The 13,631-nt window shown below is 43.8% G+C and carries 12 protein-coding genes; 11 read left to right on the top strand and 1 reads right to left on the bottom strand.

Annotation, left to right across the window (positions count from 1 at the left end):
• Position 1: 1 nt before the first annotated feature.
• The 3 genes from MHH89_RS21035 to MHH89_RS21025 are packed head-to-tail and all read left to right on the top strand — an operon-like array spanning position 2 to position 4,242.
• Positions 2-1,252: a glycosyltransferase family 2 protein gene (locus MHH89_RS21035; protein WP_036682179.1), complete on the top strand. Its 1,251-nt coding sequence runs from the start codon at positions 2-4 to the stop codon at positions 1,250-1,252.
• A gap of 52 nt (positions 1,253-1,304) precedes the next feature.
• Entirely contained in the window at positions 1,305-3,401 is a 2,097-nt protein-coding gene (locus MHH89_RS21030; RefSeq protein ID WP_081390530.1) for a cellulose biosynthesis cyclic di-GMP-binding regulatory protein BcsB, read from the top strand.
• The gene (locus tag MHH89_RS21025; RefSeq protein WP_036682174.1) at positions 3,391-4,242 is read left to right on the top strand and encodes a diguanylate cyclase domain-containing protein; all 852 of its coding nucleotides are present in this window, start codon (positions 3,391-3,393) and stop codon (positions 4,240-4,242) included. Before MHH89_RS21030 ends, MHH89_RS21025 begins: the two co-directional genes overlap by 11 nt.
• Before the next feature lie 6 nt (positions 4,243-4,248).
• On the opposite strand, the gene MHH89_RS21020 is transcribed toward MHH89_RS21025, so the two are convergent.
• On the bottom strand, positions 4,249-4,800 hold the full coding sequence (locus tag MHH89_RS21020) for a helix-turn-helix domain-containing protein (protein WP_076191653.1): 552 nt from the start codon (positions 4,798-4,800) through the stop codon (positions 4,249-4,251).
• Positions 4,801-4,944: 144 nt separating this feature from the next.
• On the opposite strand from MHH89_RS21020, the gene MHH89_RS21015 reads away from it, so the two are divergent.
• The 8 genes from MHH89_RS21015 (at position 4,945) to MHH89_RS20980 (ending at position 13,626) form a co-directional block, all read left to right on the top strand.
• Positions 4,945-5,598 carry an alpha/beta hydrolase gene (locus MHH89_RS21015; protein ID WP_076191656.1) on the top strand — a complete coding sequence of 218 codons (654 nt, stop codon included), beginning with the start codon at positions 4,945-4,947 and terminating at the stop codon, positions 5,596-5,598.
• On the top strand, positions 5,595-6,365 hold the full coding sequence (locus tag MHH89_RS21010) for a DODA-type extradiol aromatic ring-opening family dioxygenase (protein ID WP_076309975.1): 771 nt from the start codon (positions 5,595-5,597) through the stop codon (positions 6,363-6,365). The genes MHH89_RS21015 and MHH89_RS21010 overlap by 4 nt, the downstream gene beginning before the upstream one ends.
• A 16-nt stretch (positions 6,366-6,381) precedes the next feature.
• Complete coding sequence (locus MHH89_RS21005; protein ID WP_076181913.1) at positions 6,382-7,170, top strand: SDR family oxidoreductase; 789 nt, start codon at positions 6,382-6,384, stop codon at positions 7,168-7,170.
• Between the two features lie 223 nt (positions 7,171-7,393).
• Positions 7,394-7,642 carry a type B 50S ribosomal protein L31 gene (locus MHH89_RS21000; protein ID WP_036682161.1) on the top strand — a complete coding sequence of 83 codons (249 nt, stop codon included), beginning with the start codon at positions 7,394-7,396 and terminating at the stop codon, positions 7,640-7,642.
• A gap of 131 nt (positions 7,643-7,773) precedes the next feature.
• Positions 7,774-8,295: a YcxB family protein gene (locus MHH89_RS20995; RefSeq protein ID WP_076124082.1), complete on the top strand. Its 522-nt coding sequence runs from the start codon at positions 7,774-7,776 to the stop codon at positions 8,293-8,295.
• A gap of 83 nt (positions 8,296-8,378) precedes the next feature.
• Complete coding sequence (locus MHH89_RS20990; protein ID WP_076278267.1) at positions 8,379-9,953, top strand: histidine kinase N-terminal 7TM domain-containing diguanylate cyclase; 1,575 nt, start codon at positions 8,379-8,381, stop codon at positions 9,951-9,953.
• A 33-nt stretch (positions 9,954-9,986) separates the two neighbouring features.
• Entirely contained in the window at positions 9,987-10,694 is a 708-nt protein-coding gene (locus MHH89_RS20985) for a DNA alkylation repair protein (RefSeq protein ID WP_076305882.1), read from the top strand.
• Between the two features lie 214 nt (positions 10,695-10,908).
• On the top strand, positions 10,909-13,626 hold the full coding sequence (locus MHH89_RS20980; RefSeq protein WP_081390532.1) for a CHASE3 domain-containing protein: 2,718 nt from the start codon (positions 10,909-10,911) through the stop codon (positions 13,624-13,626).
• The last annotated feature ends 5 nt before the right edge of the window (positions 13,627-13,631 follow it).

Genomic DNA, 13,631 nt, shown 5'->3' with positions numbered 1-13,631 from the left:
TATGACGATTTCAGACGTGCTGATGGTGATTGCGGTGATCTGTATTTGGTCTCTGCTGCTGGTGAATGTGACCCTCATTATCGCGGGCTATCTATATTACATTAAATCCGAAAATGAGGATATACCAGAGATAGAGGGCGAATATCCTTTTGTTTCAATTATGGTTCCCGCTCACAATGAGGGGGTAGTGATTTGTAAGACGGTTGAATCTCTGCTGGCGCTGGATTATCCGCAAGATCGGTATGAGATTATTGTGATTAATGATAACTCCTCTGATAACAGTGCCGAGCTGCTTGCGGGCATACAATCCCGAAATCCGGGGCGTCAGCTGGTAGTCATTAATACGGATGCAGTTACAGGAGGCAAAGGCAAATCCAATGCCTTGAATATAGGCTTTACCAGCTGTAAAGGGGAGCTAATCGCCATTTATGATGCCGACAATACTCCGGAGAAAACAGCTTTGCGTTATCTGGTTGCTGAGATCATGCATGATTCCAGCCTCGGTGCGGTGATTGGGAAGTTCCGGACCCGTAATCGTGATGCAAGTTTACTGACCCGGTTCATTAATATTGAGACCTTATCCTTTCAATGGATGGCTCAAGCGGGACGCTGGAAGCTGTTCAAGCTTTGCACTATTCCGGGAACCAATTTCATTATGCGCAGGTCAATTGTGGAAAGCATCGGTGGTTGGGATGTTAAAGCGATAGCCGAGGATACAGAAATCAGCTTCCGGATTTATATGATGGGTTACCAAATCAAGTTCCAGCCGAAATCCGTCACGTGGGAGCAGGAACCACAGACCCTGAAGGTCTGGTTCAAGCAGCGAACCCGCTGGGCGAAGGGCAATATTTATGTCATTGTCAAAAATATTCCGCTGCTGTTCAATAAATCGGCCGCAAAGGTGCGGTTCGATATTCTTTATTTTCTATCCATTTACTTCTTACTGCTGCTGTCGTTAATCACCTCGGATGTGCTGCTGATTCTGCATGCTTTGGGTTATGTGCATACTACTATTGCAGGTCTTAGTAATTTCTTATGGCTGCTCGCTATTATTCTTTTCGTTGTGGGGACCTTCATCACGCTAACGACAGAAAAGGGCGAGATGAGCTTGTCCAATCTAGGGATTGTAATGTTGATGTATGTGTCTTATTGCCAGCTGTGGATGGTTGTCGCGGCTAACGGATTATATCTATATCTGAAAGACCTCATCTTCAAAAGAGAAGCCAAATGGTATAAGACGGAGCGCTACTAACGAGGCACCAAAAAGTCATATGAGAAAAATGTAATCACAGGAGAAACAGAACATGAAGATAAAAAAACAGCTGGTTATACTGTTAACCTGCCTCTCCCTTTTGTTAATTCCAATCCATCCTGCTGCCGCAGAGACGTTGCCGCAGGATCATAAGTCCACTTACACAACCTCATTTACGGGAACGGACTCGTCCTTAACAGGTTCGAGTGCCCAGCAGCAATATTTTGAGGTTCTGGATTATTGGAATGTGGATCAAGTAAAGATCAAACTGCATTTTCAAATTTCACAAATTACCGAAGAGCAGATTTCTAGTGTTACCTTAACGCTAAACGGCAGCCCGTTCTATACGTTTCGTCCGTCACTACAAGACAACGGCGAACAGCTGTTGACCCTCGCGGCGCCCAAGGGGTTTCTGAAAAAAGGGACGAATACGCTGGGCATTCAGGGCTATTTGAAGACAGATCGTCAAGATGACCTCTTTTGTTCGGTCGATGAAACGTCGGATAATTGGCTACATCTGTTCAATACGTCCAGTGTTAACGTGATTTATACCGCAAAGCCCTTGAGTGGAGGGATCAGTGACTTCAGCGAGCGATTCGCCGGGATAGATACCTTAACAAAGAATCAGAGTATTCTGACTGTACCGGACAAAAGCACGGCGGCAGAAATGGAAGCAGCCACTTATGCTCTCTCCGGGTTTGTTAAGGGGATTACGTTAAATGATGAGACTATTCCCTTGCTTCCCTACCGGGCAGACACTGTGCAGAATAAGGCCGCAGTTGTACTGGTAGCTATGTATGACAGAGTACCAAGCGAACTGAAAGCTCAGCTAAGCTCCACTGAAGATTTGGGTACGCACGCGCTGCTCCAGCTAGTGAATAAGGATACCCAGCCCACCTTGGTTGTAACCTCGAAGGATGAGAACTTGCTGATTAAAGCAGGTCGCTTGATTGCTAATCCAGAGCTGATCGGGCAGATCACCAGTGATCTAAAAACAGTAACGGATGCTACAGAAGTATCAGCACCTGCGCTTTCGATTAGCTCTAACATCACGTTCACTGAGACAGGTGATAAACTGACCGGGGCACATCATCAGGAGCAGACGTATTTTATTTCATTGCCAGCGAACCGCTCGATTGCCGATTCCGGTAAAATCAGATTGGATTTCCGTTATGCACAGAATTTGGATTTTACTCGTTCATTGGTTACCGTGAGCATCAACAATACTCCGATTGGCAGTAAGAAGCTGACTAAGGAACTGGCGAATGGCGATATTCTTAATCTCTCGGTGCCTCAGAACTTGAATATCTCCGGAAATTTCTCGGTGACAGTGGCTTTTGATTTGGAGATCGAAGGAGCCAGATGTATTATCGATCGGGACCAAATGCCGTGGGCTTATATCAGTAAAGATTCTGTAATGCAGCTGAATACGAAGGATCGCACGGATCTCTTATTTAATAACTATCCATATCCGTTCATCCGCGATGGGATCTATAATCATGTGGCGGTTGTACTGCCCGAACAAATGGATGATTACGCCTATTTAAGTGTATCGAATATCTTTAATCTGCTTGGTAAATATGCCAGCGGAAATATAGGGAATATCCAGTTCTATACCGATACCGTCAACGCCGATCATTTGAAAAATAATAATATCATCGCTATTGGTGCTTATAAGAATAATAAGGTGATCCGTGATCAGAATGCTAAGCTTTATTTTCAATATAACGGAGATGGAACCACAATTCGCTCCAATGAGAAAATGAGTATTGAAGAGCAATACGGCGCACGAATCGGAACACTGCAGCTGATTGATTCGCCATTTGAGGCGGGACGTGCATTGCTCGCGGTTACGGGGGTCAGCTCGGAAGAGTATTACTTAGGATCTAAACTGCTCGCTACAGAACGGGACAAGTGGAAGGTGTTTGGCGATGGTGCAATCGTTGATAAAGACGGTAATGTCAGCGCACACCGCTTCAAAACAATCACTGGAGCAGCCGAGGACTCTGTGGCCCAGAAAATAATGGAACGGTCGGATGTACTCAGTTTTATCATCGTGATTTTACTGGTGCTGACGCTGGTGGTTCTATCGCTGATCCTGCTGCTTCGCAAACACATGAAGAAACGTGGTGATAAGCGTGAGACGTAATCGCAGCTTAGTGTCGGACATCGCTCTCTTATCATTCCTGGTGTTATCGTTCCTCTGTATCGTCTTCATTGCCGGGGCACCGGATGATTACCTCCAGAATATTATCATTTTAACGGTGGCTTTTATTCTGGCCATTGTTACGTATTTTACGACGGTCACTGCGGGTCTGGTCTTGAATCTGGTGTTTATCTTTGCTTACGGATTCTACACGATGTACCAGACGATAACGCTGGGGGAAACGATTAGCCTGAATACTTATTTCTGGCTAATTATGACTCCGCTATTAACGGTCGTTCTATGGGTATTCACTTTAAGCAGCCGTGATTTGCAGGTGGAGAATGAGCAGCTACGCAAAAAGACTGCCAATATGGCTATCGTAGATGAAAACACAAATTTGCGGAACAGTATTTCTTTTCAGACGGATGCTACATTATTTACAAGCATTTCGACCCGCTATCAGATTCCGCTCACCCTGCTAGTGGTGAAGGTGAAGTATTGGAAAGAGATCAGACGGATCATTCCTGAAGATCAGCTGGCAGAAGCTATCTATGACGTGTCTCAGCTTAGTCAGGCGAGTATTCGTACCAATGATGCACTCTATCTGCTAGATAAGGATGAAGCAACATGGGGCCTGCTGCTGTTCACGGACAGCGATGGGGCGAAGATTGTGATCGAGCGGATTAAGCTCAAGCTTCAGGAGTTGAATGACAATAATTTCTCCAGAAAATATAAGGTCAGCCTGGGTCTTAAGATTGGGGCGGTCGAATACCAAGCCGGCACGATTGAGAATCCGCTGGATTTCATTGTTCAGGCCAAAAAACAGCTGGAGTACGACGTGTAGACCAGCTTAAAAATCAACGGTTTCACTATCAGCCTCTGTATGGATGGCGATGAGCACGCTTGCCGGCTCATCGCCTTTATTTATGACCAGATGTGGCACACAGGCATTCCAGCTAAAGGAATCCCCCGCTTGGAACATCCCGAAATCTTCACCTTGCTCCGCATAAACCTCACCTTTTATTACTAAATGGACCTCTTTGCCTTCGTGCGCCTGCGGAGTTTCACCCGTAGAAGTGCCCGGAGGGAAATGGACAAGCACCATTCGTACACCACCTGCCGAGCTTAAATGCTCAACTTGCAGTTTATCACTTCCGCTACTGGTGATTTGCCGCTCCTTGGAGCGTACCACCTGCATCCGCTCTTCCTTTTTTAACAGCAAATAAGCCAATGGAACGTTCAGCGCATCCGCAATCAGGCTAAGGGTTGCAATCGAAGGAGAGGTCTTATTAGTCTCAACCTGGCTCATAAAACCTTGTGACAGGCCAGTAGTTTCACAGATTTGGGCAATCGTAATATGTTTTCTTTTACGGATTGTACGAATGTTTGAACCTATATTCATTAGTAAAGCCCCTTTTGATATTAGTAATAGCAAATATATTTTTATATTAACAAATTATTAATTGACATACTAGCTAGAGGTTTATAATATTATCTTTACAAATATTATTTTTGTATTACAAATATTTTGAAGGAGTGTTTAGTTATGAAGGCACCTTATATATATGATGTCAGTCTACCTTCCGGTTACGATGAGAATCGGGTTTATCCGGTTATCTTCACCTTGCATGGCAAAGGTTCCAATGAGAAGAATATGTTCGGGCTTGTTGAGTCCTTGTCTGAAGAGTTTATTATTATCGGGATTCGGGGAAATATGATTTTAGGGGCAGGATTTCAATATTATGATCTCAAAAGTCTAGGTCATCCCATCCGCGAGCAGTTTGATCAGGCTGTATCGCAATTGCAGCAGTTTATCGAATACGCCACCGACAAATACCCTATAGATGCTAAACACCGTTATCTGCTTGGCTTCAGTCAAGGAGCCATTTTGTCCATGACTCTCGCGCTTACAATGGGGAATTTGCTTCGGGGAATTGTAGCGCTGAACGGTTATGTTCCGGGGTTTGTGAAGACGGATTATGAGCTGAAGAGTGTGCAGGAGTTATCGGTCTTCATCTCGCATGGTGAATATGATTCTGTATTTCCAATTTCAGTGGGGACAGAAACAGCCGCTTATTTCGAAGGTCTAACCCCATTATTAACCTTTAAAACTTATCCTTCGGATCATGGGGTATTACCGCAGAATCAGCAGGACCTGATCGCTTGGTTACGGCAGAACTTAGGGAGTGATAAACTATGATACCTTCTTACTTTATTGCCCATGGTGCTCCTTCTCTGGTACTTGATAACAATGCATATACGAAATTTCTTGGGGAGCTCGCTGAGAGGAATGTCAAACCGAAAGCGATTGTTGTATTTTCTGCACATTTCGAAGAACACACACAATCGGTTGGAGTTATGGAGACTTTCGACACCATCTATGATTTCTATGGCTTCCCAGATGAGATGTATCGAATGACTTATCCTGCCAAAGGGGACAATGAGGTTGCACAGCAAATTATGTCTCTGTTCCACAAGAATGGGATTGTCAGCAAATTAAATACAGAGCGTGGACTAGATCACGGAGCTTGGGCTATTCTTAAATTAATCTATCCGAATGCAGATATTCCTGTCGTGTCTTTGTCAGTTAATCGAGAGCTGTCCAATGAACAGCAATATTTAATGGGTAAGGCTTTATCTGAGCTGCGTGAGCAGGATATTATGATTATTGGCAGCGGTGGAACCGTCCATAATTTGCGTAGCGTGAAGTGGGGAATGGAGAACGTCGAGAAATGGGCGGAGACATTCGATGACTGGCTGCAGCACAGGTTGGAAGCTTGGGATACAGAGTCGCTATTTAACTATCAGGAGCTTGCTCCTTATGGCGTTGATGCAGTGCCGACTAGTGAGCACTTTATCCCCTTGATAATAGCTATGGGAGCTGGCGATAAAGGGAAGGAAGCGAAGCTGCTGCACCGAAGTTATCAGTATGGCAATTTAAGTCTTAGCTGTTGGGAGTTTAATTAAGAAGGAGGCATTAATGATGGACTTGGGACTTCGTGGGAAATCAGTTTTTGTAGCCGCAGCAAGTAAAGGATTAGGACTCGCAACTGCGCTGGAGTACGCCCGTGAGGGAGCGAAGGTAATGATCGCCAGCAGGAGTATGGAGCAGCTTGTAGACGCACAGAAAGAGATTCAGGCAGCCACAGGACAGCAGGTGAACATGGTTCAGATGGATGTGACTGTCCCAGAGGATATCGTACATGCTATTCAAACGGCTGTAGCCCTAAACGGTGGGCTTGATATTGTAGTGACCAATGCGGGGGGGCCTCATGGCGGAGGTTTCGCTGATATGGAAGACGCGGATTGGAACCAGGGGTTTGAGCTCACACTGATGAGTACCATTCGTTTGATCCGTGAATCACTGCCGCATCTGCGCTCTTCTGGGGCAGGGCGAATCGTTAATATAAGCTCGATTTCTATCAAGCAGCCTATTGAGGGGTTAATTCTTTCCAATGTTTTTCGCGCTGGCGTGTATGCCTTGACCAAGAGCTTGGCTACTGAGCTGGCTGCGGATCGCATTTTAATTAATACGATCGCACCAGGGCGTATTGCAACCGACCGGATTCTTCAACTAGACGGCAAACGTGCACAAGCAGAGGGGATCCCTATGGAGCAGATTCAAGAGGAAGCGCTGCTGCAAATCCCGTTAGGAAGATTGGGCACGCCCGAAGAATTCGGCAAGGCTGCTGTTTTTCTAGGCTCTTTTGCGAATACTTATGTTACGGGACAATCTCTTTTAGTCGATGGAGGAATGGTGAAATCGCTCTAACCTCCGGCGTTATGGGTAGGCTTTGAAAGGTTATGGAAAAATTAGTAATTTGAATATTAGTTGCTTTGTGCTCTAAATAAGCGTATGATGGAGCGGTGGTCTAAATCGTAAGATTTACGAATTTTCCTACGTTTATTAGGTTATTCTATATATAAACCTACAGATCATTTGGATAATTTACCATAAAGGCTCCACGAATTTATTCAGAAGGAGGACGATCAGAATGAGAGAAGGCATACATCCTAAGTACAACCAAGTGATTTTCTTGGATGCAAGCGTAGGCTTCAAGTTCTTGAGTGCATCTACTAAATCATCCAATGAAACTATGGAATGGGAAGACGGCAACACTTACCCAGTGCTCCGTGTGGACGCAAGTTCCGCATCCCACCCATTTTACACTGGTAAACAAAGAGATACAGAACAAGGCGGCCGTGTTGATAAGTTCAAACAACGTCTTGCACAAAAGAAATAAGAATCCTTACGGATTGAAGAGGGACAACCCATGTAGAAGCAATCGCTTCGGGGATGTCCCTTTTTTGTGTTCAGGCATGTTAAAATGAGATGAATTTAAAAATATACATGGCGTCGAGGGAGCGATCAGTGATGGAAAATGTAATAAAAGTAGATACAGTCCTAAAGAGTGAAGACGTTCAGGAGTTTAACTTATGGTTCAGCTTGAATAGCCGGATTATACTCAACTCTTTTAGCGTAGTCGCTTACTTTATGATTTTGTTATTAATTACTAAGGATTACAGTACTCAAAGCATCTCAATCCTGGCTGTGACTGCTATAATTCTTGCCGCTGTCTTATGGTATATGACCAAGGCAAGCTTGATCAAAAAATCGAAAAAGGCGTTCAAAACAGATAACCTAATTCAGCAACCGCAAAATTATACGATTTCAGATGAAGGCATATCTTATCTTTCCGAAGCGGGCACTGGGCAAGTGAAGTGGGAAGAGATACATAAGATAGGTGAAACTACGAACTTGTTTGTGTTTTTTGTGTCCACACAGAGAGCGCTGATTATCCCTAAACGTTTCTTTGAATCGGCACAAGATAAAATAACATTTAAGGATTTAGCCAGAAAATATATGTTCTCCAATCGGGTGAAATTTAAAGCATAAGATGTGCTGTTATTGTTGATTCATTTGTACCAAGGATTAGGCTATAATGATAGGAGCGACTTGAAAAATAGGAGAAATATGGCATGCCATGGATTCAGGGATATCCGTATTACTTATTAATGGGCAGTGTTCTAAGTCTGTACATGGGCGTCAGCTCCTATCGGCACCGTAAGTTAGCAGGGAGACGCTATTTGTGGATCTTAATGCTGTTAGTCAGCCTTATATTTGTTGCAACGGCGGGAGAGATTATGTCACCCTCTTTTCAGTCTAAGCTGTGGTGGAAGAATGTACAGCAGGCTCCGCTTTTTTTTAGTGCGCTCTTTACTTATGCTGTGGTAAAAGAATACGTATCTCCTTCCACAGGGCGCCTGCCCGTGAAGCTTGCCATCTTCTCTATCCCTATTGTTATGGATGTACTTCTTATTTTTACGGATAGCTATCATCATCTGATGCGCAGTGAAGTGTCCGTCCTGACGGTCGCGGGTGTTAGTGGAATTGCTGTAAAGCCTACGCTCCTTAGTATGGCTTTTATTGCGTATGATCAGCTTTTTGGGCTATATGCGGTCTGCTTGCTGGCAGTTTCCCTACTGAATACCCCGAGAGTTTATTTGCGGACTAATATCCTGCTGTTGGCGGGTTTGCTGGTTCCGGTTATTTCCGTCTTTTTACTTCCCCTCTTGAAGATTACCATTACAGGTTTTACGGCGTTTACTTATTTGCCTGCGATTATAGCGGCTTATTTCGCACTTTTTGTTAGCTCCAAATTAACCATCTTCCCTCTAACCAAAAACAAAATTCTAGAGCACATGAAAGACGGCGTAGTTCTGACTGACCGTTATGATAATATCATTGGCATAAACGATGCGGCGACTGCTATTTTATACGACATTACCCGAATAGCGAACGATAACTGGATGGGAAAAAACATTGATCTTTTTATGAAATCTCACAAAGACATTGCAGCTCATTACAATCAGAGGACGGAAGGACAGTTTGAGGTAGTTTGTTCTGGCGCAGAGGAGCTCTGTTATGGGGTTTCTTTAATTGCTACGGAACATGCGGCAACAGAGAATAAGGGTATGCTTATTGTGTTTAGTGATCATAGTGAGAAAAAGCGATATGAGCGTGAACTGGTCTATCAGGCAACGGTTGACGATCTGACAGGGCTTTATAATCGCAGGCATTTCATGCAAAGGGTCCAGAATCAAACGATCCCGGATGGATTAGGGTTGGCTCTGCTGCTATTTGACATCGATGATTTTAAATTAATTAATGATACTTATGGTCATTTAGCGGGCGATCAGGCGTTAGTTGATTTCTCGAATAAAATCCTTCAGGTATACCAGAATAAAGGTATTGCTGGAAGAGTAGGTGGCGAGGAATTTGCTGTATGCTTTTTCGCTGAAGATAAACGTGCAGCCTTAAAAGAAGCAGAGGATTTTCGTACAATGATGAGTGATTACACGATAATCTTGAATGAACAGGATAGCATTCATCTTACCGCAAGTATCGGAATCTCTTTTACGGAGCGTAGAGAGGTGACTTTCGAAGATTTATATCGGGAAGCGGATGAAGCGTTATATCACTCTAAGAATACAGGGAAGAACAGAGTTACGTTAGGTCGTGAACCGATCATAAGAGAAACAGTAAAGGGATAAGAACATTGAAGATAAAGGAGTGTCCTAATGAATCTGACTGTTGATGAAGTGATGAGCAAGCTTGAGGAGATGGGTACAGAGCAGACGAAACATACCTTTTTACGACATGGCGCTGTGGAACCTTTATTTGGAGTAAAGGTAGGAGATATGAAGAAGCTGGTTAAGGATGTGAAAAAAGATCAGAGTCTGGCAAGGGCTTTGTATCAGACAGGCAATTACGATGCAATGTATTTGGCTGGGCTAACGGTCAATCCTAAGACTATGACGAAGGAAGAGCTTCAAAGCTGGGCTTCGGCGGCCAACTGGCATGCGGTAGTGGAATATATAGTATCCCCTCTCGCCGCAGAGAGTCCATATGGATTGGAACTTGCGAGAGAGTGGATTCGTTCCTCAGATGAACTAATAGCTATTTGCGGCTGGAGCACTTATGCCAATTACATTTCAATTACACCGGATGATAAGCTGGACATTGCTGAGATTAGGGAGTTGTTACAACAAGTGGGTGCTACTATTCATCAGGAGCGAAATCGTGTCCGTTATACGATGAATACTTTCGTAATTATGGTGGGCAGCAGTATCACAGAACTGCATGAGGAGACAGCAAAGATCGCAGCAGGTATAGGTAAGGTCCAGGTGAACATGGGACAAACCGCTTGTAAAGTTCCCATGGCTGTTGATTATATTGCTAAGGTTGAACAGTCTGGGAAGCTTGGTGTGAAGAAGAAAACTTGTATTTGCTAAGTTAGATATTTAGGTAACCCTTCAAGGTGAAAGGCACTTGTGGGTTTTTTTTTATTCCGGGAAAAACAAGTGTTTCAACCCTGCTGAAATTGTTTAAATTAGCCACAGCCAAAACTTACATAGAAGAATAAATAAAGCCGTAGTTCAAGTAATCCTTTGTAATGATGTAGAATAGGAAGGGGTTTATAGTTAGAAGACAGGACGGGGGCTAGTTGTGAACAAACGCCGATTTACATTGCAGTATAAAATACTGTCAATTACAGTTTTAATCGTGATCTGTCTATTAGGATTTGTTTTTGTCATGCATGGAAGAATTAATGAGCTGCAGCGGGAGACCAGCTTTATTTCTCATCAGGACCGAGAGATTACTAATTTGGCTAATCTGATCGAAAAGAATGTTTTAGATATGGAAACGGGCCAACGTGGATATGTCATCACTGGCGATAACAAGTATCTGGAGCCCTACAATTTGGGTAAGGCTGAATGGGAAGCTAATTATGATAAGCTTTACGTGCTGACTGCTAATGATTCCTTTCAGCTTCAGCGACTTGTGGGTATCGAAAGTGATATTAAACAGTGGATCAAGCAATCTGGTGATTATTTGATCCAGTTAAAAAAAGAGGGACAGGAAGCTGAGATCCTAAGATACTTCAATTCAGACGATGGCAAAGATCAAATGGACCGGATTCGTAATCAAATCAGCGCTTACCGCGAGACGATGAATGAGAACACTAACAGCCTGATAGCTAGACAAGCAGACAAGAATAAATTTCTGCTTGAGCTTCTTTATATTGCTTGGGCATTTATAGCTGTTACTTCCATAATTGCCTCATGGATCAATTCACGTGCCATCGTTAGTACGATTCATAAAGTTACCCATACGATTGTGGGTTTAGATTCTATCGAGGATAAGAAGACAAGGATAGAGATTACCACAAATGATGAAATTAGAGATCTGAGCATAGCAACGAATCATCTGATAGACATGCAACAAGAGCGGATATGGATTCAGGATAACGCAAACGATTTATTGGCTAGGTATCAGGGTATAACACAAATTCCGAAACTGGGGGACATTTTTCTTGGCAAAACAGCAGAAGTTATTGATTATCCATATGGTTCCTTATATGTGCGGACACAAGAACATGAGCAGGACTTTTTAAAAAGAGTCTCTACTTTTGCCGGAAACAGCAATTTCCCGGATTCGCAGACCTTCTATATCGGTGAAGGACTAGTTGGACAATGTGCTAAAGAGGCACGTCTGATGCATGTACAGGAGCTGCCGGAGTGTTATATCAGTATTGAGTCCGGGCTAGGCGCCTCTGTACCGAAGTCGCTGTTGCTGCTGCCAATTTCTTTTTCAGGTGAGGTAGTTGCTGTGGTGGAAATCGCCTCCTTTGCTCCACTTACGGAACTGCAGATCAGGTTCTTGAAATCTATTTCGAATGCGTTTGGCTCTGCCATTAACAGCACGATTAGCAGTATGAGAATCGATCAGCTGCTGGAGCAATCTCAACGTCTTAACGAAGAGCTTCAAGTATATACGGAAGAACTACAAACTCAGTCAGAGGAGCTGCAGATCCAGACAGAGACGCTGCATGCAACGAATAGAAAGCTGGAAGATAAGAATCTGCTTGCAGAACAAAAGTCAGTTGAGGCAGAAAAAGCACGAACGGAGCTTAGTCAATATGCAGAGTTATTGCAGCAAAGCTCACAATATAAGTCGGAGTTTCTGGCTAATATGTCTCATGAACTGCGAACTCCGCTTAACGGCATTTTGCTGCTCTCGGAATTTCTTATGGAGAACCAGTCGGGAGCCTTAAGTGAAGAGGATATTGAATTCTCAAAAGCTATTCATTCTTCGGGACAAGATCTGTTGGCGTTGATTAATGACATTCTGGATTTGTCCAAGGTTGAGGCGGGGAAGCTGAATATTGAAATTGAAGCGATAAATATATCGGAGATTCCGGAGGCGATGACTCAGAACTTCAGCCAGCTTGCTCATAAAAAAGAGATTCCTTTGCACATACAGCTAGGAGAGGACTTACCCCCGTTGTTTTATTCGGATGCTCAAAGGGTGCGGCAAATTATTATAAATCTGCTGTCCAATGCGTTTAAGTTTACAGCGGAAGGTGCAGTCACTCTGGAAATCCGTTTAGCAACTAAGGACGAGCTGCTGGATTTGGCAGATTTGGGTGTTGGGGTATTTATTGCCTTCGCCATCAAGGATACTGGAATTGGGATTGCAGAAGACAAACAGTCCATCATCTTCGAAGCATTTCAACAGGCGAATGGAAATACAGAACGTCAATATGGGGGAACTGGGCTTGGTTTATCCATATCCAGAGAGCTGGCAACCTTACTTGGTGGTAGAATTACGCTGGAGAGCCAAGAGGGTGTGGGCAGTGTCTTTACAGTGTATTTGCCTTTGCAGCTTGAGGCTCCAAGCCTTGAGGAAGTGGCTGATCAAGCGACTGTTATTCAAGAGATCGGGAGTGGAGTGGTACTTGCCGCTACAACGGCTGAGGATATACGTACTGACTTCACTTCTCTAAATCAAAAGCATGTACTTATCGTAGATGATGATGAACGGAATTTGTTCGCTTTATCAAATACCCTAAGAAAGCGCGGGCTGCATGTAACTACAGCTACTAACGGAGAGAGCGGCCTGTATGAACTGGAGCAAGCGGCTTCTATAGATATCGTTCTTATGGATATTATGATGCCAGTGATGAACGGGTATGAGGCAATCAATCGGATCAGACAAATGCCCGCAAAGAAGGATATTCCCATCATTGCACTGACTGCAAAAGCGATGAAGGAAGATAAGGCTAAAATCCTTCAGGCAGGGGCAACAGATTATCTCAGTAAGCCTGTTAACTTGGAGCGTTTATTAGCGTTGATGCAATTGATACTGGCTAGCGATTCATGAGCTAG

This window comes from Paenibacillus sp. FSL H7-0323 (genome assembly GCF_038002725.1).
Lineage (GTDB): Bacteria > Bacillota > Bacilli > Paenibacillales > Paenibacillaceae > Paenibacillus_AQ > Paenibacillus_AQ odorifer.
The sequence above is the reverse complement of the archived record's forward strand: the minus strand, read 5'-3'. Positions and strand labels throughout refer to the sequence as shown.